Here is a 22,579-nt window from a genome sequence, read left to right on the forward strand (position 1 = left end):
GGCCGCGGCCGACTACCTTTTCGCCACCGCGGTCACGCTGGCGGCTTTTGCGCTGACTTTCGTTGCCGACCGCTACCTGTCGATCGCCAATCTCTCGCTGATCCTTCTGACCGGCGTGCTCGCCGTCGCGGTACGCAAGCGCATGGCGGTAGCCGTCTATACGGCCGTATTGTGTTTCCTCGGCTACAACTTCTTCTTCACCCGCCCGCGGTACACGCTGGCCATCGCCAACGGCGACGACGTGCTGGCGATCGTGCTGTTCCTGATCGTCGCGCTCGTCTGCAGCCGCATGGCCACCCGGCTCTCCGACCAGATCGCCTCCCTGCGAACCGCGCAGCAGCGCACGCGCACGCTGTTGCAGCTGGGCAGGCAACTGGCCACCGCCGCCGGTGCCGCGGCGATTCGCGAGGTCGGCGCTCGCGCATTGACGCAGGCGGTCGGCGCAACCGCCCACATCAACCCTGCCGAGCAAGCATCCGCCGTCGATCGAAACGGTGAGTCCGGCGGCGAGTGGGTGGTTCCGCTGACCGTCGGCGCCCACAGCCACGGCACGGTGATGTTTGCCACGCGAGGTTCGGACGAACCCGATGCCGAGCGGCGCGAGCTGGCCCTCGCGATGGGCCAGGACATCGCACTGGCACTGGAACGCGCCCGCCTGGCGCACGAGCTCGAGCAGGCCCGCGTGCAGGGCGAAACCGAGCGGCTGCGCAACGCCCTGCTCTCCTCCGTCTCGCACGACCTGCGCTCGCCGCTGGCTTCGATGATCGGTGCCGCCGACACCCTAGCCATGTACGAAACGCAGCTGCCGCGGGACGAACGGCAGGAGCTGCTGCAGTCGATCGTGCATGAGGGCCAGCGGCTGGACCGCTACATCCAGAACCTGCTGGACATGACCCGGCTCGGCCATGGCGCGCTCAAGCTGCATCGCGACTGGGTCGATGCGACCGAAGTGCTGGTGACCGCCACCGACAGGCTGCGCCGGTTCTTCCCGGCACTCGCCGTGCAGACCGCGCTGCCGCAGGAGACGGTACTGCTCTATGTGCACCCGGCGCTGATCGAGCAGGCGCTGTTCAACGTGCTGGAAAACGCCGCACACTTCTCGCCGCCCGACGAGGCCGTGCGCCTGGAGGCGGCGGTGATCGGCGAACAGCTGCAGATCGAGGTGATCGATCACGGGCCGGGCATTCCGCCGGATGAGCGGGCGCGCATCTTCGACATGTTCCATTCGGTCTCGCGTGGCGATCGCGGCAACAATGGCACCGGGCTGGGCCTGTCGATCTGTCGCGGCATGATCGGCGCGCACGGCGGCAGCGTGGAAGCGCTGGCTACCGCTGGCGGCGGCACCACCATCCGCATCACCCTGCCCCTGCCACCCGCACCGGAGAGCAGCGCTTGAACACTTCCGCGCCACGCGTGCTGGTGATAGACGACGAGATGCAGATCCGTCGCTTCCTCGACATCGGCCTGCGTGCCGGGGGTTATCAGGTGCTGCAGGCGGCCAACGCTGCCGAAGGGCTGGCCCTGGCCGCTACCCAATCGCCCGATCTGGTCATCCTCGACTTGGGCCTGCCCGACCGCGAAGGCCATGAAGTGCTGGCCGAATTGCGCCAATGGAGCTCGGTGCCGGTGCTGATGCTGTCCGTGCGCAGCGCCGAGAGCGAGAAGGTGCGCGCGCTGGACAACGGCGCCAACGACTACGTGACCAAGCCGTTCGGCATGCAGGAACTGATGGCCAGGCTGCGTGCCCTGCTGCGCCACCATCCCGCCACCGGCGCGGCCGACGTGCCGCCGCGGTATGACGACGGCCATCTGGCGATCGACCTGGCCCGTCGCGAAGTCAGCCTCGATGGCAAACAGATCGCGCTGACCCGCAAGGAGTACGCCGTGCTCTCCCTGCTGCTGCGCCATGCCGGCCGCGTGATCAGCCAGCAGCAATTGCTGCGCGAGGTGTGGGGGGCGACGCATGTGCAGGACACGCATTACCTGCGCATCGTGCTGGGCCGCCTGCGCCAGAAGCTGGGCGATGATCCCGCCGCACCACGCTGGCTGAAGACCGAGCCGGGCATAGGCTACCGTTTCCTGGACGGCAGCGGCGACGAATCCGCACCCAGCTGAAATCCTTGCCGCCACTGGCTGATGGGCGTGCACTGGCGGATATACTCGGCATTCAACGCCACTGCCTGGAATGCCGCCATGTCGATGCGCCACTTGTTGCCCTGTGTTGGCCTCGCGTTGGCGCTTGTGCAACCTTCCAGCGCAGGTGCCGAAACCACCGCACAGCTGATGCCCGAAACCATGGCCATGCTGCGCCATGCCATCGCCGCGCAGACGGTGGAAGGCAAGGGCCAGGTGCCGGCATTCGCGCGCTATCTCGCCGGCAAGCTGGAATCGGCCGGCTTCGCCAAGTCGGACATCGAGGTCATCCCGGTCGGCGAGACCGCCGCGCTGGTCGCGCACTACCGCGGCAGCGGCAAGGGCAAGCCGATCCTGCTCTCGGCGCACATGGACGTGGTGGCGGCCAACCCGAAGGACTGGAGCCGCGACCCGTTCACGCTGATCGAGGAGAACGGCTACCTGTACGGCCGCGGCACCTCCGACATGAAGACCAACCTCGTCACCCTGGTCGCCACGATGATGCGCTTCAAGCGCGAGGGCTTCGTGCCCGGCCACGAGATGATCCTGGTGTTCTCCGGCGACGAGGAGACCGCGATGGCTTCCACCCGCGAGCTGGCCAGGCGCTACCACGACGCCGAGTTCCTGCTCAACGCGGACGCCGGCGGCGGCACCTTCGACGACCAGCTGAAGCCGGTGGACTATGAAATCCAGGCCGCCGAGAAGACCTATGCGGACTTCCTGCTCACCGTCACCTCGCCCGGCGGCCATTCCAGCGAACCGACGCCCGACAACGCGATCTACCGGCTGGCCCAGGCGCTCGATCGCGTCGCCGGCTACGCCTTCCCGGTGCAGCACAACGAGATCACCCTGGCCTCGCTGAAGGCGGTGGGCGAACACAGCCACGGCCCGCTGGCGCAGGCCATGCTGCAGTTCAGCGCCCACCCCGACGACGCCCGGGCCGCCGCGGTCATCTCGGCCGACCCCGCCTACGTCGGCCAGCTGCGCACCACCTGCGTGGCGACCATGCTCGACGGCGGCCACGCACTCAACGCCTTGCCGCAACGCGCCAGCGCCAACATCAACTGCCGCATCTTCCCCGGCACCAGCGTCGCCGCCGTCGAGGCCACGCTCCACCAGGTGGTGGCCGACCCCAGCGTGAAGATCACCGTGCAACAACCGCCGCCCGTGCAAAGCCCGGCTTCGCCGCTGCGCGAGGACATCGTGGCCGCCGTCACCGCCACCGTGCACGAGCGCTTCCCGGGGCTGGACGTGGTGCCCGGCATGTCCGCCGGCGCCTCCGACAGCCTGCACTTCCGCAACGCCGGCGTGCCCAGCTACGGCGTCTCGCCCAACTTCGGCAAACCCGGCGACAGCTTCGCCCACGGCCTCAACGAAAAACTGCTGGCCTCCGAGGTCCCGGCCGCGCTGGATTTCTGGCACAGCCTGCTGACGAAGCTGGCGAAGTAAGCCGCGCGGCGCGACCGTGCCGGCGGGGTGGGCGTCGCCTCACCCGGCCAGGTGCTCGTACAAAATCACCACGCCCACCCCGATCAGGATGAAACCGCCGATCACCTCCGCGCGCTTGCCCACCACCTCGCCCAGCGCGCGACCAAGCATGATGCCCAGCGTGACCATGCTGAAGGTGCACAGGCCGATCACCACCGCGACCACCGCGATCGGCGTATCGACGAAGGCCAGCCCCACGCCCACCGCCAGCGCGTCGATGCTGGTGGACAGGCCGGTGATGGCCAGCCCGACGAAACCGTGCCGCTTCGCTTCATCGACCGGCTCGTCCGGCTCGGGCTTGAGCCCGTTCCAGATCATGTGCAGGCCCAGTGCCAGCAGCAGGCCAAACGCGGCCCAGTGGTCCCACGCCTCGATGTAGCGCGAAGCGCCCTTGCCCAGCAGCCAGCCGACCACCGGCGTGATCGCCTCGATCACGCCGAAGATCGCGCCGGCACGCAGCGCCTGGGACAGCCGCGGGCGCGCCATCGCCGCGCCCTTGCCGATCGCCGCGGCAAACGCATCGGTGGACATGGCAAAGCCAAGCAACAGGATGGAGACGGGGTTCATGAGCAGCCATTCGGTCGGGCCAGGCGCAACGGCACCACGACGCGCCCGACCGCAGTGGCGCCGTGAGCCGTTGGTCTCGCCAACCAGGATCGGTGTCTTCGCCACGGCGGATGGACGCCGAGCATGTTGACGGAGACGCCTCGCCGCAGCGAGGCAGGCTACTCCCCAAGGGATGTTGCGCTGCCGGCAAAGCCCGCAGCGCGGCGGCAAGGTTAGCACAACGGCGCAGCGGGCCCGGCACAGGCAGACGGGCATGCCGTCGCGCATACTGGGGCTTCGTTCAAGGCATGCAAGGGGATTTCGAATGAGAGCAGCACGAGCGCTTGGCCCCGCCGCGGTGGCCGCCCTGATCTTCTGCACCGGCATCGGTCCGGCCCGCGCCAACACCGCCACCGAGGCACTGCCTGAAACGATGGCGATGCTGAAACATGCGGTCGGCATCCGCACGGTCGAGGGCGAACGCCAGGTGCCGGTGCTGGCCGCATACCTGGCCGGCAAGCTCAAGGCTGCCGGCTTTGCCGACGGCGACGTCGAAATCATTCCGGTGGACGACACCGCCGCGCTCGTGGCGCGCTACCGCGGCACCGGCGGAGGCCGGCCGATCCTGCTGTCCGGGCACATGGACGTGGTGGCGGCGAAGCGCGAAGACTGGACCCGCGACCCGTTCACCCTGGTCGAGGAAAACGGCTATCTCTACGGCCGCGGCGTGGCAGACATGAAAGCCGCTGCGGTGGTGCTGGTCGAAACGTTGATCCGGTTCAAGCGCGAAGGCTTCACGCCGCGCCACGACCTGATCCTGCTGTTGTCCGGCGACGAGGAGACCGCGATGGCCTCGACCCGCGAGCTGGCGAAGCGCTACCACGACGCCGAATTCCTGTTCAACGCGGACGCCGGCGGCGGTACCCTCGACGCCGAGACCGGCAAGCCCTTGCTGTACCAGATCCAGGCCGCCGAGAAGACTTATGCGGACTTCCAGATCGCCCTGACCTCGCCCGGCGGGCACTCCAGCGAACCCGGCGCGGACAACGCGATCTACCGGCTGGCGCGCATCATCGACCGCGTCGCCGCCCACCAGTTTCCGACGGAAAACAACGAGATCACGCTCGCCTCGCTGCGTGCGCTCGGCGCCCACATCCCCGGCCCATTGGGCGCGGCGATGACCCGCTTCGCCGCCCATCCCGACGATGCCGCCGCGGCGGCCACCATCTCCGCCGACCCCGCCTACGTCGGCCAGATCCGCACCACCTGCGTGGCAACCATGCTCAAAGGAGGCCACGCGGTCAACGCGCTGCCGCAGCGCGCCAGCGTCAACATCAACTGCCGCATCTTCCCGGGCACGTCGGTCGACAGCGTGCGCGACACCCTGGTCAAGGTGATCGACGACAAGTCCGCCAGCGTGACCCGGGTGTCCACCCCGCCGGTGCCCAACGCCGCCTCGCCGCTGCGCCCGGACGTGATCGCCGCCGTCACCGCCGCCGTGCACCAACGTTTCCAGGGCGTGAACGTGGTGCCGAGCATGTCCGCCGGCGCCACCGACAGCAAGCACTTCCGCGCCGCCGGCGTCCCCAGCTACGGCATCGATGCCGCCTTCACCAAACCCGACGACACGTTTGCCCACGGCCTCAACGAGAGGCTGCCGGCGTCGGAAGTCGCGGCGGGGTTGGAGTTCTGGCATCGAGTGCTGGTGCAGCTGGCAAAATGAAGCGTCGACGAAAGACCCTGTGGCTGTTACGTCGCTCGCCACTCAGCGGCGTCCGTACCGAGTCCGGACCTGACACCAATATGCCCGTTCGGGTTGGGTGTACAGTCAGCCACGCGGATGTATCAGGGGAACAGGGATGACAATCGTTGTCGCATTGAAGGTAGGTGATGGACTCGTACTTGGGGCAGATAGCGCCTCGACGCTCTTCACCGCGACCGAGTACCACAACTCATATTTCAATACAGAAAAATTGATGCACGTCAACGGACTTCCCGTTGGCGCACTGACTTTCGGACTTGGTTCTCTCAACAATCGCTCAGTGTCCAGCCTTGCAAATGATCTCCGACGTAGACTGATCAGCGAAGATCCAAGCTGGCGGGTTGATCCAGCGAACTTCACGCTTGAAGATGTTGTTGACCGCTTCAAGCGGTTTTACTACGACGAGCTGTATACCGAAGCTTTCAAGAACGAGCCCGCCCCTCCCGACCCCATGAGTGATCGTAGCGTCATGGGCTTCTTCGTAGGGGGTTTCGCCTCGGAGAAGCAGAGTGCAGAAGTGTGGAGGCTGCTACTCACTCGTGGAGGCTGTGAAGTCACCAAACTCATCGATGCTGATGCACAGTGGGACTGTGCTTGGGAAGGTGCTCGCGAGCCAATTCAACGTATGCTTTTCGGATACTCGAACCAGATCGTTCGGCGCTTGACTGACGCCGGTGTATCACGAGACGCAGCTCAGAAACTCCTTGCAAGCATGGAACCACTGATCAACGGTGCCATGCCTATTCAAGACGCGGTTGACTTTGTGCATTACCTTATCGAAGTGACCTGCGGCTACGTACGGTTCGCTCCTGGTCATATGGCGGTAGCTAAACCTATCGATCTCGCGGCCATAACCAAGTTCAACGGTTTCAAGTGGGTCGCGCGCAAGCACTACTACCCAGCAGCGCTAAACAAGTGAGAGGTCGCCATGGAAAAGTTCGCTGAGCCCATTGCACACCCTTCGACTATCCCAAGCCCCTCGCAGGTTCGTTGCGATTCCAAGGAGCAACCGAAAGCGTTGTCCCCCGATCAGATAAAGCGCATCGAGGAATCCGTACAAAAGACTGAGCCCAAGCATCAGCCTTACGTGAGCGCCTATCTTCAACGATCTTGAAGACGTTGTTTGCGCCGTCAGCACAGCCGTCGGGCCGTGAGCCCGAGCACGACGTCGGCTTACCAAAATCAGCCCTTCTCTCGATTGCGCCCAGCAGGAAACGTGCATCGCACTCTAGGGAGTCATAGGGCAATCAACATATCCACGCTACAATGACCGGTTCGCGCTCAAGCCGACCCGCTCCCCATGTCCACCCATCTCGACGAAACCCGCCGCCGCCGCACCTTCGCCATCGTCAGCCATCCTGACGCGGGCAAGACCACGCTGACCGAGAAGCTGCTGCTGTTCGGCGGCGCGATCCAGATGGCCGGCTCGGTGAAGAGTCGCAAGACGTCGCGCAGCGCCACCTCGGACTGGATGGCGCTGGAGAAGGAGCGCGGCATCTCGGTGACCTCGTCGGTGATGCAGTTCCCGTACGAGGGCAAGATCGTCAACCTGCTCGACACGCCGGGCCACGCGGACTTCTCCGAGGACACCTATCGCGTGCTCACCGCGGTGGACTCGGCGCTGATGGTGATCGACTGCGCCAAGGGCGTGGAGGAGCGCACGATCAAGCTGATGGAAGTGTGCCGGCTGCGCGACACGCCGATCATGACCTTCATCAACAAGCTCGACCGCGAGGGCCGCTCGCCGATCGAACTGCTGGACGAGGTGGAGTCGGTGCTGGGCATCGCCTGCGCGCCGCTGACCTGGCCGATCGGCATGGGCAAGCGGCTGAAGGGCGTGTACCACCTGGCGCTGGACGAGGTACACATCTTCGAGGCGGGCAAGAACTTCACGCGACAGGACTCGACCATCTTCAAGGGCCTGGATGCACCGGGGCTGGAAGAGAAGATCGGTGCGGAGGCGATGCGCGAGCTGCGCGAGGAACTGGAGCTGGTGCAGGGCGCCGCGCCCTCCTTCGATATCGACGAGTACCTGGCCGGCCGGCAGACGCCGGTGTTCTTCGGCTCGGCGGTGAACAATTTCGGCGTGCAGCTGCTGCTGGACTTCTTCGTCGAGCACGCGCCCAGCCCGCGCCCGCGCGCCACCACCACGCGCGAGATCCAGCCGGAGGAGGAGAAGCTGTCCGGCTTCGTGTTCAAGATCCAGGCCAACATGGACCCGGCGCACCGCGACCGCGTCGCGTTCATGCGCGTGTGCTCGGGCACCTACAACGCCGGCATGAAGATGATCCAGACGCGCACCAGCAAGGAGGTGCGCATCGCCAACGCGCTGACCTTCATGGCCAGCGACCGCGAGATCGTCGAGACGGCCTACCCGGGCGACGTGATCGGCCTGCACAACCACGGCACCATCACCATCGGCGACACCTTCACCGAGGGCGAGCTGGTCACCTTCACCGGCATCCCGAACTTCGCGCCCGAGCTGTTCCGCCGCGCGCGGCTGCGCGACCCGCTGAAGATGAAGGCGCTGCAGAAGGGCCTGGCGCAGCTTTCCGAGGAAGGCGCCACGCAGTTCTTCCGCCCGCTGATGTCGAACGATCTGATCCTCGGCGCGGTCGGCGTGCTGCAGTTCGAGGTCGTGGCGTACCGACTGAAGGACGAATACAACGTCGACGCCAGCTTCGAGCCGGTCGGCGTGAGCACCGCGCGCTGGGTGCATTGCGACGACGAGAAGAAGATGGATGAGTTTCGCGAGAAGAACGCGATGCACCTGGCCATCGACGGTGCCGGCGAGCTGGTCTACATCGCGCCGACGCGGGTCAACCTGCAGCTGGCGCAGGAGCGCTGGCCGCAGGTGCGCTTCGCCGCCACCCGCGAGCATGCCGCCTCCGTGGAAGCCTGAGCAAAGCCACCCTGCCCCACTGGCCAGCGCGCCGGCACGCCGCTACCTTGGGCGTTCGCACAAGGGGAGGCTGCATGCAACAACAGACGTTGGCGTTTTCCACACCGGCCACGGCACCTCGGTGGCAGCGTTGGCTGCTGTTTTCCCCACCGGCGCGGATCGCGATCTTCGTGGCCTGGCTGGCGGGTCTCATGGTGGCGGTGCAGTTCGCCTTCTTCGCACTCGGCCTGGACAAGGACACGCCGGTGTTGCAGCGCGACCTGGCGCAGTTCGTCCTGCGTGCGCTGGTACCGCTGGCGGCATATCTGATCCTGGTGAGGCTGATCGAACGCCGGCCGCTCGCCGAGCTGGCCCCGCGCACGCTGCTGCCGCAAGGCCTGCTTGGCGTGCTGATCGGGCTGGTCCTGTTCAGCGCCGTGGTGGCGGCCTTGTGGCTGGCCGGCAGCTACCACGTGGAGGCCATCCGCGCTGACGCGCCCTGGCTGGGTGCGCTGCTGGTCGTGGGGCTGGGCGCCGGTATCGGCGAGGAGATCATGTTCCGCGGCGTGCTGTTTCGCATCGTCGAGGAAGGCCTGGGAACGTGGTGGGCCCTGGCCATCTCGGCCCTGCTGTTCGGCGCGGTGCACATCGCCAACCCCGGCGCCACGCTGTGGAGCTCGGCGGCAATCGCGATCGAGGCGGGCCTGCTGTTCGGCCTGCTCTACCACGTGACGCGCTCGCTGCCGGTGTGCATGGGCGTGCACGCGGCGTGGAACTTCGCCCAGGGCACGATCTACGGCATCCCGGTGTCGGGCTCGCAGGCGGAAGGCTGGCTGGTTTCCAGCCGCCACGGTCCGGACTGGCTCAGCGGCGGCGTGTTCGGCGCCGAGGCGTCGGTGGTGGCGCTGAGCCTGTGCACGCTGTGTTCGCTGGGCCTGCTCGCCGTCGCCCTGCGCCGCGGCAGCATCGTGCCGCCGTGCTGGCGGCGCCGGAGCCCGTGAGGTTCAGCCGCGCTTGCGCGGGGACAACCACATCAGCACGCGTGCGCGGAACACCGTGTCGCCCGCGCCATCGACCACCTCTACCCTGACCGGCCATTCCCCGCTCGCGCCCGCCGGCGGCGCGGCCGCCTCCGGGGTCGCCGTGCCGTGCATCGAGCCGACCGCCTTCTTCAGGTACTCGACGCTCATGCCCTTGGGTATCCAGCGCATGTCCGCCGGCACGGTCGCCTCGGCCATCATGCCGGCAGCGAGCTCGGCCAGGTTGCACAGCGCGATCGCGTGCACCGTGCCGATGTGGTTGTGCACGCGCCGGCGATCGCGGATGCGTACCTCGCAGCGGCCCGGCTGCAATGTCACAAAGCGCGGCGCGATGGTGGTGAAATACGGCGCCTTCAGGCAGATCAGCCGCGAGAAGAGCCAGTGGCCCGCGGGCCAGCGCGTGATGCGCCGATACAGCGACAGCACCGAGGCGCTCACCGGTCACCCTCCAAAATGGAACCGGTCCGCACGGCTCACCCGGCGTCCGCGCGCGTCTTGAACGCACGCATCTCGTCGGTATCGAAATCGTCGACCGAGATGAACTCGAACACGCCCTCGCGCACGCGCCTGAGCAACTCCGCCTCCGCTTCGGAAATCACCCCGGCCTGCTGTGCTTCGACGAGCTGGTCAAGATAGTCGTGCGAGCTGAACTGACCGGACTTGAGCGCCTTGCCGAACTTGCGGTCGACCGGCTCGGCGGCGATCACGTCCGGCAGCAGCGCCTTCATGCGGCCGATCGTGTTGTTCGGCGTGGGCGTGGTGTAGACCCAGTCGGTGAGGCGGTCGAGCGCCTCGTTCGGCGCGGTGAGCAGCGCGGCGACGCGGCGGCCCAGACGATCGGACGGCGGCACCTCGCGGCGGCCCAGCGGGAACACCAGGACGCGCAGCAGCCACGCCACCGGGCGCACCGGGAAATTGCGGATCGCGCCGTCCAGCGCATTCTGGATCAGCCACATGCACTCGTGGAAACCCCAGGCCAGGAACGGGCGGTCGGCTTCCGGCCGGCCGTTGTCCTCGTACTGCTTGAGCATGGCGCTGGCGATGTACAGGTAGCTCAGCACGTCGCCCAGGCGGGCCGACAGCTTCTCCTTGAACTTCAGCTTGCCGCCGAGCACGCCCATGAACACGTCGGCGCACAGCGCGAGCGCGGCGGAGTAGCGATCGAGCTTGCGATAGTAGCGGCGGGTGTAGGCATCGCCAGCGGCCTCGCCGATGCGCGCGCCGGAGAGGCCCATCGCGAAGCTGCGCACCGCGTTGGAGATGCCGAAGCCGAGGTGGCCGAACAGCAGCCGGTCGAACGTCTTCAGCTGCTCGCCGCGGTCGGCGATCGACAGCGCCTGCATTTCCTTCAGCACGTACGGATGGCAGCGGATCGCGCCCTGGCCGAAGATCATCAGGCTGCGCGTCATGATGTTGGCGCCTTCCACCGTGATCGCGATCGGCACCGCCGACCAGCCGCGGCCGGCGTAGTTCTTCGGCCCGAGCTGCACCGCCTTGCCGCCGTGCACGTCCATCGTGTCGGCCGCCACCTGGCGCGCCCACTCGGTGGCGTGGTACTTGGCAATCGCCGAGGTGACTGCCGGCTTCTCGCCGCGATCGACCGCCGCCGCCGTGGCGCGCGACAGCGCGGCGGTGGCGTAAGCCAGGCCGCCGATGCGCGCCAGCGCCTCCTCGACACCCTCGAAGCGCGCCACCGCCAGGCCGAACTGCTTGCGCATGCGCGCGTAGGTGCCGGTGGCCAGCGCCGACGCGCGCATGCCGCCGGTGGCGTTGGACGGCAGCGAGATCGCGCGGCCCACCGACAGCACCTCGACCAGCATGCGCCAGCCGTGGCCGGCCATCTTCGGTCCGCCGATCAGCACCGACAGCGGCGCGAACACGTCCTTGCCGTGCACCGGGCCGTTCTGGAACGGGATGTTCAGCGGGAAATGGCGGCGGCCGATCTGCAGCCCCGGCGTCGAGCGCGGCAGCAGTGCCAGGCTGATGCCCAGATCCTCTTCTTCACCCAGCAGGTGCTCGGGGTCATACATGCGGAAGGCGAGGCCGACCACCGTGGCGATCGGCGCCAGCGTGATGTAGCGCTTGTCGAAGGTGAGCTTGAGTCCCAGCGTTTCCACGCCGTCGACCATCTGCTTGCAGACGATGCCCACGTCGGGAATCGAGGTGGCATCAGAGCCGGCATACGGCCCGGTCAGGGCGAAACAGGGGATTTCCTCGCCGACGGCGAGGCGCGGCAGGTAGTGGTTTTTCTGCTCGTCGGTGCCGTAGTGCAGCAGCAGCTCGGCCGGGCCCAGCGAGTTCGGCACCGCCACGGTCGAGGACACCGTGGCCGACATCGTGGACAGCTTCTGCAGCACCGCCGAGTGCGCCAGCGCGGAGAACTGCAGGCCGCCGTACTGCTTGGGGATGATCATGCCGAAGAACTTGTTCTTCTTGATGAACTCCCACACGTTCGGCGGCAGGTCGGCCAGTTCGTGCGTGATCTGCCAGTCGTCGATCATCGCGCACAGCTCTTCCACCGGGCCGTCCATGAAGGCCTGCTCCTCCACGGAGAGCTCGGGCTTGGGCTGCTTCAGCAGTTCATGCCAGTCCGGCTTGCCGGAGAACAGCTCGCCCTCGAAACCCACGGTGCCGGCTTCCAGCGCGGTCTGTTCCGTTTCGGAAAGCTTCGGCGTGACTTTCGCGAACATTTTCAGCAGCGGCGCGCTGATCTGCTTGCGGCGGAAGTCCACCATCAGCAGCGGCAGCGCGATCGCCAGCTCGATGAGGAGCAGGATCACCATCGTGGCCGGCGCGCGCACCAGCAGACCCACCACGAGAGTGGCGGCGACGGTGACGATGGCCCAGGTACGCAGGCTGGTGCGGTGATAGGCGCAGACGCCGGAGGCAATCAACGCCGCCAGCAAGGTAAGCAACACGGACATCTCGACACCTCTCAGGGTCAGGGGGCGGCGCCGGCGGTACGCGGCGTCACGGGGATTTCAAGGTGGTGCACGTAGTGGATCACTTCATTGGCAAAGGCGTCATTGGCGTCGCCGGCCACCATGTGCGTGGCGTGCGCCAGCTCGACATGGCGCGCCTGCGGCACCAGCTGCAGGAACTCGTCCACGGTGCCGCGCGAGACGACGTCGCTGCGGCCGCCGGACAGCAGCAGCACCGGCACGTCGATGTTCGCCGCCGCGGCCAGCAGGCGCGGCTGGTAGCGCTCGCTCTCCTGCACCAGGTCGCCGGCCAGCAACGCCGGGTCCCAATGCCAGCGCAGCCGGCCGTCGGCACCCTCGCGCAGCAGCGGCCGCAATTGCTCGGCGCTCTTGCGCTCGCGCCGCTGCGGCAGGTAGGCGGCTACCTGCTCGGCCGCGTCGGCATAGTTGGCGAAGCCGTCCGGGTGAGCCTGCATGAAGGCCAGGATGCGTTGCACGCCTGCGGTTTCCCAGCGCGGCGTGATGTCGACCAGCACCAGCGCACGGAACGGTGAGGGTCGCCGTTCGCCGGCCAACACGATGCCGAGCAGGCCACCCATCGAGGCGCCCACCAGGATCGGTGGCTGCGGCTGCGCGGCGGCCAGGCGCAGCAGGTCGTCGGCGAACTGGTCCATGTGATAGCCGGTCGCGGCGTCCACGCGATCGCTCTCGCCATGACCGCGGGCGTCGAACGTGACGCAGCGGCAACCCGTCCGGGCGAGCGCCGCGGCGGCGGCGTTCCACGCCCCGCGGGTCTGGCCGAAGCCGTGCGCGAACAGCAGGCCCGGCGTCCCCTGCGGGTTCCAGGTTTCCACCGCCAGGCGCAGGTCGCCTGCAGCGACGCGTTCGACGGTATGGGGCATCGGGATCGGATTGACCATACGGAAGAGTATGGATTGCCTGTGCGATGGCCGTCAACCGCTCGCCGGGCCGCGGCGCACGCCGATCGACGCCGCCCCATTACAAATGCCCGGGCTGTCGCTACCATACGGACATGAATGTCAGCAGCAAGCCGGAACGCACGCGCCTGTCGGCCGAAGATTGGGAACTGGCCGCCCTGCAGATGATCGCCGACCAGGGCGTCGGAGCCTTGGCAGTGGAAGCCCTCGCGCGCCAGCTCGGGGTGACCAAGGGCAGCTTCTACTGGCATTTCCGTACCCGCGAAGCGCTGCTCAATGCGGCCATGGAACGCTGGGAACAGTACGGCGAACGCGAGATCATCGGCCAGATCGAGCAGATCGCCGACCCGCGCCAGCGCCTGCCCGAGCTGTTCCGCCGGGTCGCGCACGAATTGCAGCCGCATCGCGTCTATGCCGCGCTGCTCAAGGCACTGGACCATCCGCAGGTGGTGCCGGTGATGGCCCGCGTCTCGCAGCGACGCATGGAGTTCCTCACCACCGTGTATCGCGAGGCCGGCCTGCCGCCGGCGCAGGCACTGAACCGCGCGCGGCTGACCTATGCCGCCTACGTCGGCTTCCTGCAACTGAACTTCACCCTGGGCCTGCCGCGCCTGAGTCACGAGGAGTTCGACGCCTACGTCGAACACATGATCGCCACGCTCACCCCGGTGTAGCCCTGCGCAAACGGCCACGCGGCGCCCTCCGGCGCTGCCGTTGCTGCGCCCATCCTTGCAATACCAGTGCACGCAAACTACCGTGCCGCTTCCGTTTTTCAACAAGCCTTTCGAGGGACATGATGACCAGCAAGCTGGAAGCGCTTACCCAATGGGTCGACCAGGTGGCGGCACTGACCCGCCCGGCGCGGATTCACTGGTGTGACGGGTCGCAGGACGAATATCAGTCGCTGGTGCAGCAGATGCTGGCCGACGGCACCCTGATCGAACTGAACCAGACCACCCATCCGGGGTGCTACCTGCACCGCTCCGATCCGAAGGACGTGGCCCGCGTCGAGCAGCTGACCCTGGTCTGCCACCCCAAGCGCGAGGACGCCGGCCCGAACAACCACTGGATGGACCCGGCCGAGGCGCACGCCAAGATCGACGCGCTGTTCGACGGCTGCATGGAAGGCCGCACGATGTACGTGATCCCGTATTGCATGGGCCCGATCGACTCGCCGCTGTCGCGTTGCGGGGTGGAGATCACCGACAGCCCGTACGTGGTCGCCAACATGAAGATCATGACCCGCATGGGCGCCGCCGCGCAGGCGCGGATCGAGCGCGAAGGGACGTTCGTGAAGGGGCTGCATTCGGTCGGTGAGCTCGATCCCGAGCGTCGCTGGATCATGCACTTCCCCGCCGAACTCTCGATCAAGTCCTACGGCTCCGGCTACGGCGGCAACGCGCTGCTGGGCAAGAAGTGCCACGCGCTGCGCATCGCCAGCAACCAGGCGCGCACGGAAGGCTGGCTGGCCGAACACATGCTGATCGTCGGCATCGAGAACCCGCGCGGCGAGACGCACTACGTCGCCGCCGCGTTCCCCTCCGCCTGCGGCAAGACCAACCTGTCGATGCTGATTCCGCCGGAAGGCTACCGGCGTGACGGCTGGAAGGTGTGGACGGTCGGCGACGACATCTGCTGGATGCACCCCGGCGCGGACGGGCGGCTGTACGCGATCAACCCGGAAGCCGGCTTCTTCGGCGTGGCGCCGGGCACCAGCGACGCCACCAACCACAATGCCATGCAGAGCATCTCGCACGACACCATCTTCACCAATGTCGCCGTCACCGCCGACAACCAGCCGTGGTGGGAAGGCCTGCCCGGCACGCCGGTCACCGACTGGCAGGGCCGGCCCTACGACCCGGCCAACGGCCCGGCCGCGCACCCGAACTCGCGCTTCACGGTCAGCGCGAAGCAGTGCCCGACCTGGTCGGAGCAGGCCGAGGCGCCGCAAGGCGTGCCGATCAGCGCGATCGTGTTCGGCGGCCGCCGCCCCTCGCTGCTGCCGCTGGTGATGGAGGCGCGCGACTGGAGCCACGGCGTGCTGATGGGCGCCGCGATGGGCTCGGAAACCACCGCCGCCGCCACCGGAGCGGTCGGCGTGCTGCGTCGCGACTCGATGGCGATGAAGCCGTTCTGCGGCTATCACTACGGCGACTACTTCGCGCACTGGCTGTCGTTCGACCGGCCCGGCGCGAAGCTGCCGAAGGTGTTCCACGTCAACTGGTTCCGCAAGGGCGCCGACGGCAAGTTCCTGTGGCCGGGCTTCGGCGAGAACCTGCGCGTGCTGGAGTGGATGATCGACCGCGCCGAAGGCCATGTCCAAGGCGTCGAGACCCCGATCGGCATCGTGCCGGCGGCCGGCGAACTGAAGCTGGAAGGACTGGCGCTGGAGCCTGCGCGACTGGACGAATTGCTCGCGGTCGACGTAGCCGGATGGCAGGCGGAGCTGGAAGCCATCGACGCCTACCTGCAAACCTTCGCGCCGCGCCTGCCGGAGCGGTTGCGCCGCGAGCAGCAACGCGTGGCGCAGGCGCTGCAGGCCGATACCGCCAAGCCGGCGCGGCGGGCCGCCGTGTCCTGATGCACGCGCGAGTCCGGGCACGTACCGGACTCGCGACCGGGAAAACCACGCTCGTGGTTTTCCTCGCCGCTCCCGAAGGACGGGCCCGCGCGGCCCGTCCGCTTCAAACCCTTTCGCACCCCGCGGCATCCAAGCTGGCAAGATGATCGCCGCCTGCCCTGCCTCCGGAAGCCTGATGCCGCCTGTCTCCAGCGCCGCGCATGACGGCGACGACGTGCGCGCCGCAGCCGCGGGCGACCGTCGCGCCTTCCAGCGCCTGTACGCGCTGCACGTCGGCCGCGTCTACGGCGCGCTGCACCGGCTGGCCGGCTACGACCACGCGCGGGCGGAGGATCTCACCCAGGACGCCTTCATCCGCGCCTGGCAGAAATTGCCCGGCTTCCGCCACGAAAGCTCCTTCGGCACCTGGCTGTATCGCCTGGCGGTCAACGTGGCGCTGATGGACATCCGCGCGCGCGGCGCCGATCCGGTGCGCGTAGTGGACGACGAGCACCTGCCGGACAGTGGCGAGACGCCGTTCTGCGCGGCCGAGCGACACGAACTGGAACAAGCCATCGGCAGGCTGCCGCCGCGCGCCCGCGCCGTACTGGTACTGCACGACATCGAAGGCTGGCGGCACGAGGACATCGGCGACGAACTGGGCATGGCGGTGGGCACCTCGAAGGCTCAACTGCATCGCGCACGCCAGCTGCTGCGCAAGACGCTGGGAGAAAACGCATGAACGAATTCGAATGGCGCCGCCAGATGCGCGAGCTGCAGCAACCGCATGTGCCGCGCCGCGACCTGTGGCCGGCGATCGACGCGGCGCTGGACCAGGCCGTCGCCGATCCGCCCGCCCGGGCGACATGGCGGCGCATGCTGGCGGGCGCTGCCGTGGCGGCATCGCTGCTGCTGGTCGTGGGTATGGCTTGGCATCAGTGGTTCACACCCACCGCACCTGCCGAATCGGCCGGCACGACCCGCCAGGCCAGCTGGAAGCCCGCCGATCCGCGCCTGGCCGGCGCCGCCATCGAACTGGACGCCGCTCGCCTCGAACTGCAGCTGGCGATCGAACAGGCACCGGATTCCGCGGCACTGCAACGGCTCCTGCGCCACACCGAACGACAACAGGCGCAATTGCGCCAGCTGGCCGACCGCGCCGGCTGATGACCATCCGAGGAGAACCCATGAAAACCGCCCACTGCCTGCCCCTGCTGTTGTGCCTGTGCATCGGCGATGCACTGGCCGGCACGCCGATCCAACTGCAGCACGCCGCCAGCGCCGATACGCGGATCAGCATCAGCAATATCGCCGGCTCGGTGAATGTCACCGCCTGGGATCGCAACGAAGTCCAGGTCGGCGGCGAACTCGGCGACGGCGCCAAACCGCTGCAGATCACCGGCGACAACGACCGGCTGTCGATCAAGGTCGAACCGCGCGGCGGTTCGGGCTCGGGCTGGTTCAACTTCGGCGGCGACAGCCGCATGGCGCCCACCACGCTGGAACTGCACGTGCCGCGCGGCGCGTCGCTGGACGTCAAGGTGATCAGCGCGCCGCTGGTGATCGACGGCCTTGCCGGCGGCGACATCAAGGTCAACACGATCAGCGGCAACGCCCGCATCCACGCGAACACGCCTGCGCTGGACGTCGACAGTGTCAGCGGCGGCATCGAGCTTTCCGGACAGGCCGACAAGGCCGCACTGCAAACCGTGAGCGGCGAGATCCTGGCCCCGGCCCTGGGCCGCACGGCCAAGCTGGAAACCATCTCCGGCCACATCCAGGCCGGCGGCGGGCCGTGGCAGACGCTCACCCTGAGCACCGTCTCCGGCGACGTGCAGCTGTCCGGCAAGCTGGCCGCCGGCGGCAGCATCGACATCGACAGCATGAGCGGCGATGTGCAGTTGCGCCTGCCGGCCGACACCTCGGCCAAGCTGCACGCCAGCAGTTTCAGCGGCGACCTGCGCAGCGACTTCGGCAAGCCGATCGAAGCCGAGCGCGGCCCCGGCAGTTCGCTCGACACGAGCATCGGCGCCGGCGACGGCAAGATCCACCTCGAGACCTTCAGCGGCGACCTGCGCGTCAAGAAGCAGGAGTGAGCGGATAGGAGTGAGAAGTGAGAAGTGAGAAGTGAGAGAAGAGCTGCAGCTTGCGCGCATTTCTCTCGTTTCTCACTCCTCTCCGCTCACTCCTGCCTCAGAGCGCTCACTCCTGCCTCAGAGATCCTGGTGATATTGCACGTAAGGCGTGCGCGACTGGTCCGGCTCCGGGCCGACCGGCGTGTTCGCCGGCGTGCCGGACGACCACAGGTTCTGCGCGCCGACGCTCAACGAGCCGCGCCACGGCAGGCGCCAGGTCACGCCCAGGTCGATGCTGTTCCAACGCCGGTCGCCGTACAGGCTGCCGGGCACGCCGGCTTCGGGCTGCATGGTGCGACCGGTGAGCATGCCGCTCAACGGGCCGTGGTCGACGCCGAAACTCAGCGCCTTCTGGTCGAGCACGTTGACACCCAGCAGGTTGCCCGGCAGCAGGTGCACACGGCCCACGCTGGCGCCGAGGTCGATGCCGGTCTGCTTGCCCAGGGCCAGCCGGCCCCGTGCATTGAGCTGGTTGCTGCTGTCGAAACTGTACAGGCCGCCCGGCGCCGCACCCGGCAGCACGCGCGGCAGCGGCGCATTGCGGTGGGGCGTGCTGGTGGCGCCCACGCTCACGCCGACGCTGTAATCGCCGGCGTCGTAGGTGGCACCCACTTCGCTGCCGAACACCCGCGTGCCGTGGTTGAGCCACGAGCGCTGGCTGACCTGCGCATGCGCCTGCAACGGGCCGACGCCGTACTGCAGGCCGGCGGCCATTGCGTTGCCGGCATCGAGCGGCTGCAGCAACAGCGGCGAATACAGGGACGTGGCGGAGTCGTTCGTGGTGCCGCGATCGGCCTTGAGCATCAGCATGCGGCCATGGCTGTCACGCCACAACGGGACGTTCACGCCGGAACTGGCCGGGTCGGCATTCGTCAACTGCGCCCCGTTCTGCGGCTGCGCCAGCAACTGCGCGGCCTGCGCCGCATCGCCGCCCACGGATTGCCCGGCGGCCGCAAGCGGCAGCAGGAAAATCGACAGCATGGCAGGCAGGCGACGCATGGCTTTTGAACGAAACTCCAAGACTGATGGAACCATCATCCGAACACGGCTCGCATTGATGATGTCGTGCGATCGGGATGGTAGCGCATTTTACGTTTTGCTAACAGCCCAAAACCCGCCCCAGCGCACAGTTGCATGGGTTGCTGTGTCAAGCTTTGACCCGTTCGACCGGGCCAGGTTCCCGCTATGATCCCGCTGGCAGGAGCGGCGGCCCACCCTGTATAAAGGCCTTTTGACGTCGACGCGTCAAATCGTTCCGGAATCGACCACCAGCCATGAGCGCCAGCCCGACGATCCGACCCTCCCAGCCGCCGCACGCGGCCCGGGATGTCGCGACCCTGAACGGCGCCGTGGAACGCCTGTTCGAGGCAGTCGACGCCACCGGGGTGATGGAAATCTGCGAGCTGATGCTGGACCAGCTCGGCATCCGCGGCCGCCTGCACTGGCGCGCCCGCGACGAGGATGGCGCCCCCGACGAGAAATGGCTGGACCTGGCCGAAGACCCGCAGGCCACGCGCACCTTGTCGATGACATGGGACGAGACCCCGCCGCCTCCCGCTGCGCGCGACTCGCTGCTATGGCTGGGCCGCCTGGCGGACATCCGCCTGCGCCAGCTGGCCGAGACCAGCCGCCTGTACGAGGCGATCTCCCGTCTGGCGCTGGCCGAACGCCTGCAGCGCGCGCTGTACGCAATCGCCGACCAGGCCAGCGCCGAGCACGACATGCCGCAGATGATGCGCTCGCTGCACGCGATCGTCAGCAGCCTGATGTACGCGGAAAACTTCTACATCGTGCTGTACGACCCGGCCACCGACCAGATCCGCTTCACCTACTGCGTGGACATCGTCGACACCGACCTTCCCGTGCTCAACCAGCCGATGCCGCTGCAGGAGATGGAATACAGCCTGACCTGGAACCTGCTGCGCCAAGGGCGTCCGATGATGGGTTCGCTCGACGACCTGGTACAGCAGATCGGCGATCGTTTCCGCCTGTTCGGCGCGCGCTGCGAGGACTGGCTGGGCGTGCCCATGCTGCGCGACGGGCACGTGGCGGGCGGCATCGTGGTGCAGAGCTACCGCTCGGACACGCATTACTCGCGGCACGACATGGAGCTGCTCAACTACGTGGCGCAACACGTGCAGACCGCGCTGGAACGGCGCGAGGCGCACCTGGAGCTGGGCCGCCGCGTCACCGACCGCACCGCGGCGCTGCGCGAGGCCAATCGCGTGCTGCGCCAGCAGGTGCTGCAGCGCCAGCGCGGCGAGCGCCTGCAGGCGGCACTGTTTCGCATCGCCGAACTGGCCAGCACCTCGGAAAGCCTGGACAAGTTCTACGCCGCCGTGCACCAGGTCATCAGCGGCCTGCTGTACGCGCGCAACTTCTACATCGCGCTGCTGGACGAGGAGACCGACCAGCTGACGTTCCCCTATTCGGTCGACGAGGTCGATCGCGTGCGCCCGGCGCGCGTGCACGGCCGCGGCGCCACCGAGTACGTATTGCGCACCGCCCGCCCGCTGCTGGCTACCCCCGAGCTGATCGACAAGCTGCACGCCGCAGGCGAGATCGCCCACTTCGGCGCGCCATCGGTGTGCTGGCTGGGCGTGCCGCTGATCTGGGGCGGCAAGGCCAAGGGCGTGCTTACCCTGCAGAGCTATTCGCCGGCGCACAACTACAGCGAGCGCGACCAGGAGCTGCTGACCTTCGTCAGCTACCACGTGGCCAACGCGCTGCAGCGCAAGCAGGCGGCCCATTCGCTCAAGCAGGCCAACGCCGGGCTCGAGCGCCGCGTCACCGAGCGCACCCGCGCGCTGGCGCTGGCCAACCGCGACCTGCGCGAACAGATCGCCGAACGCGAGCGGGTCGAGCGCCGGCTGAAGTACGAGACCCTGCACGACTCGCTTACCGGCCTGCCCAATCGCACCTTGCTGCTGCAGCGGCTGGAACAGGCGATGCAGCGCTACGCGGCCAACCGTGACGAGCGGTTCGCGGTGCTGTTCATCGACCTGGACCGCTTCAAGGTCATCAACGACTCGGTCGGCCATCTGATCGGCGACGACCTGCTGTTCCAGGTCGGCGGCCGCATCCGCGCCTGCCTGAAGACCCGCGACGTGGTCGCGCGGCTCGGCGGGGACGAGTTTGCCGTGCTGCTGGAGGGCATTACCGAGACCGACAAGGCCTCGCTGATCGCCGAACGCATCATCCACGAGCTGCAGACGCCGTTCCGGCTGGGCACCAAGGAGATCTTCACCTCCGCCTCGATCGGCATCGCGCTTGCCGCCCCGCACTATCGCCAGCCGGAGGAACTGCTGCGCGACGCCGACGCGGCGATGTACAACGCCAAGGACGGTGGCCGCCATCGCGCGGCGATGTTCGACGACCGCCTGCGCCGCGAGGCACTGTCCCTGCTGGACATGGAGAGCGACCTGCGTCACGCGCTGGGCCGCAACGAGTTCGAACCGTACTACCAGCCGATCGTCGAGCTCTCCGACGGCCGCATCGTCGGCTACGAGGCGCTGCTGCGCTGGCACCATCCGCAGCGCGGCCTGCTGCCGCCGCACGACTTCCTGCTGATCGCCGAGGAATGCGGCTGCGCCGAGGCGATCGACTGGCAGATCTTCGAGCAGGTGTGCATCCAGGCGGTGCGCCTGATCGGCACCGAGGGTTTCATAAGCATCAACGTGTCCGGGCGGCACTTCCGTTCGGTCGACCTCGACCAGCGCCTGCTCGCGCTGTTCGACCAGTACGCCGTGCCCAGCCACTGCATCCGCATCGAAGTCACCGAGCATGCGCTGCTGGAAAACCCCACCCAGGTGAAGCGCATCCTGAAAAACCTGCGCAACCACGGCGTGGGCATCGCGCTGGACGATTTCGGCACCGGCTATTCCTCGCTGAGCTATCTCCACCAGTACCCGTTCGAGAGCCTGAAGATCGACCGCTCCTTCATCGTCGAGCTGCCGCCGGACGACAGCGACACCCAGGGCCTGGCCCTGGTGCGCGCCATCCAGGTGCTGGCCGATTCGCTGCACATGAAGGTGATCGCCGAGGGCATCGAGCAGGAGTCGCAGCGCCAGGCGCTGCTGCGGGTGGGCTGCCGCTACGGCCAGGGTTTCCTGTTCGCCTCGCCGCAGCCGGCCAGCACCTGGCTGGCCGCCAACAGCCCGCTGCTGCCGGCCTGA

The 22,579-nt window shown here is 67.7% G+C and carries 17 protein-coding genes and 1 pseudogene; 13 read left to right on the forward strand and 5 right to left on the reverse strand.

Annotated features, from left to right (window positions below; all coding sequences use genetic code 11):
- Positions 1 to 10: 10 nt before the first annotated feature.
- From ACVCMG_RS06795 to ACVCMG_RS06805, 3 genes and pseudogenes are all read left to right on the forward strand, one after another.
- A pseudogene (locus ACVCMG_RS06795) lies at positions 11 to 1,396 on the forward strand (sensor histidine kinase); the annotation flags it as partial.
- Between the two features lie 38 nt (positions 1,397 to 1,434).
- Complete coding sequence (locus tag ACVCMG_RS06800; RefSeq protein ID WP_447099594.1) at positions 1,435 to 2,115, forward strand: winged helix-turn-helix domain-containing protein; 681 nt, start codon at positions 1,435 to 1,437, stop codon at positions 2,113 to 2,115.
- A 168-nt stretch (positions 2,116 to 2,283) separates the two neighbouring features.
- Positions 2,284 to 3,582, forward strand: coding sequence for a M20/M25/M40 family metallo-hydrolase (locus tag ACVCMG_RS06805; protein ID WP_447099540.1), 1,299 nt, complete (start codon positions 2,284 to 2,286; stop codon positions 3,580 to 3,582).
- Between the two features lie 39 nt (positions 3,583 to 3,621).
- Here ACVCMG_RS06805 and ACVCMG_RS06810 read toward each other — a convergent pair whose 3' ends face one another.
- A complete protein-coding gene (locus ACVCMG_RS06810) occupies positions 3,622 to 4,188 on the reverse strand; it encodes a manganese efflux pump MntP (protein WP_447115192.1) in 567 nt (188 codons plus the stop codon).
- A 304-nt stretch (positions 4,189 to 4,492) separates the two neighbouring features.
- Between ACVCMG_RS06810 and ACVCMG_RS06815 the strand changes: the two genes are divergently transcribed.
- The 4 genes from ACVCMG_RS06815 (at position 4,493) to ACVCMG_RS06830 (ending at position 9,811) form a co-directional block, all read left to right on the forward strand.
- The gene (locus ACVCMG_RS06815) at positions 4,493 to 5,890 is read left to right on the forward strand and encodes a M20/M25/M40 family metallo-hydrolase (protein WP_447115193.1); all 1,398 of its coding nucleotides are present in this window, start codon (positions 4,493 to 4,495) and stop codon (positions 5,888 to 5,890) included.
- Positions 5,891 to 6,026: 136 nt separating this feature from the next.
- Positions 6,027 to 6,848, forward strand: coding sequence for a hypothetical protein (locus tag ACVCMG_RS06820; RefSeq protein WP_447115194.1), 822 nt, complete (start codon positions 6,027 to 6,029; stop codon positions 6,846 to 6,848).
- A 381-nt stretch (positions 6,849 to 7,229) separates the two neighbouring features.
- Complete coding sequence (locus tag ACVCMG_RS06825; protein WP_395116589.1) at positions 7,230 to 8,831, forward strand: peptide chain release factor 3; 1,602 nt, start codon at positions 7,230 to 7,232, stop codon at positions 8,829 to 8,831.
- Between the two features lie 74 nt (positions 8,832 to 8,905).
- Positions 8,906 to 9,811 (forward strand): CPBP family intramembrane glutamic endopeptidase, encoded by a 906-nt coding sequence (locus ACVCMG_RS06830; RefSeq protein WP_395116587.1) that lies wholly within the window; start codon positions 8,906 to 8,908, stop codon positions 9,809 to 9,811.
- A gap of 3 nt (positions 9,812 to 9,814) precedes the next feature.
- On the opposite strand, the gene ACVCMG_RS06835 is transcribed toward ACVCMG_RS06830, so the two are convergent.
- Genes ACVCMG_RS06835 through ACVCMG_RS06845 form a run of 3 tightly spaced genes read right to left on the reverse strand, consistent with a single transcriptional unit; the run spans position 9,815 to position 13,691 of the window.
- Positions 9,815 to 10,288, reverse strand: coding sequence for a hotdog fold domain-containing protein (locus ACVCMG_RS06835; protein ID WP_395116585.1), 474 nt, complete (start codon positions 10,286 to 10,288; stop codon positions 9,815 to 9,817).
- Between the two features lie 35 nt (positions 10,289 to 10,323).
- Positions 10,324 to 12,774: an acyl-CoA dehydrogenase gene (locus ACVCMG_RS06840; RefSeq protein ID WP_395116583.1), complete on the reverse strand. Its 2,451-nt coding sequence runs from the start codon at positions 12,772 to 12,774 to the stop codon at positions 10,324 to 10,326.
- Between the two features lie 17 nt (positions 12,775 to 12,791).
- Positions 12,792 to 13,691 carry an alpha/beta fold hydrolase gene (locus ACVCMG_RS06845; RefSeq protein WP_447097141.1) on the reverse strand — a complete coding sequence of 300 codons (900 nt, stop codon included), beginning with the start codon at positions 13,689 to 13,691 and terminating at the stop codon, positions 12,792 to 12,794.
- Between the two features lie 113 nt (positions 13,692 to 13,804).
- Here ACVCMG_RS06845 and ACVCMG_RS06850 point away from each other — a divergent pair, with 113 nt between their 5' ends.
- The 5 genes from ACVCMG_RS06850 (at position 13,805) to ACVCMG_RS06870 (ending at position 18,365) form a co-directional block, all read left to right on the forward strand.
- Positions 13,805 to 14,383, forward strand: coding sequence for a TetR/AcrR family transcriptional regulator (locus ACVCMG_RS06850; protein WP_395116579.1), 579 nt, complete (start codon positions 13,805 to 13,807; stop codon positions 14,381 to 14,383).
- Between the two features lie 122 nt (positions 14,384 to 14,505).
- Complete coding sequence (locus ACVCMG_RS06855; RefSeq protein WP_395121341.1) at positions 14,506 to 16,290, forward strand: phosphoenolpyruvate carboxykinase (GTP); 1,785 nt, start codon at positions 14,506 to 14,508, stop codon at positions 16,288 to 16,290.
- A 175-nt stretch (positions 16,291 to 16,465) separates the two neighbouring features.
- Complete coding sequence (locus tag ACVCMG_RS06860) at positions 16,466 to 17,011, forward strand: RNA polymerase sigma factor (RefSeq protein WP_395116577.1); 546 nt, start codon at positions 16,466 to 16,468, stop codon at positions 17,009 to 17,011.
- Positions 17,008 to 17,436 (forward strand): hypothetical protein, encoded by a 429-nt coding sequence (locus ACVCMG_RS06865; protein ID WP_395116575.1) that lies wholly within the window; start codon positions 17,008 to 17,010, stop codon positions 17,434 to 17,436. Before ACVCMG_RS06860 ends, ACVCMG_RS06865 begins: the two co-directional genes overlap by 4 nt.
- A gap of 20 nt (positions 17,437 to 17,456) precedes the next feature.
- Positions 17,457 to 18,365: a DUF4097 family beta strand repeat-containing protein gene (locus tag ACVCMG_RS06870; protein WP_395116573.1), complete on the forward strand. Its 909-nt coding sequence runs from the start codon at positions 17,457 to 17,459 to the stop codon at positions 18,363 to 18,365.
- Positions 18,366 to 18,482: 117 nt separating this feature from the next.
- Here the strand turns inward: ACVCMG_RS06870 and ACVCMG_RS06875 are convergent, their stop codons facing one another.
- Complete coding sequence (locus ACVCMG_RS06875; protein ID WP_395116571.1) at positions 18,483 to 19,403, reverse strand: hypothetical protein; 921 nt, start codon at positions 19,401 to 19,403, stop codon at positions 18,483 to 18,485.
- 275 nt (positions 19,404 to 19,678) lie between these two features.
- Here ACVCMG_RS06875 and ACVCMG_RS06880 point away from each other — a divergent pair, with 275 nt between their 5' ends.
- Positions 19,679 to 22,579 (forward strand): bifunctional diguanylate cyclase/phosphodiesterase, encoded by a 2,901-nt coding sequence (locus ACVCMG_RS06880; protein ID WP_395116569.1) that lies wholly within the window; start codon positions 19,679 to 19,681, stop codon positions 22,577 to 22,579.

It is taken from the genome of Rhodanobacter sp. UC4451_H18 (genome assembly GCF_052978225.1).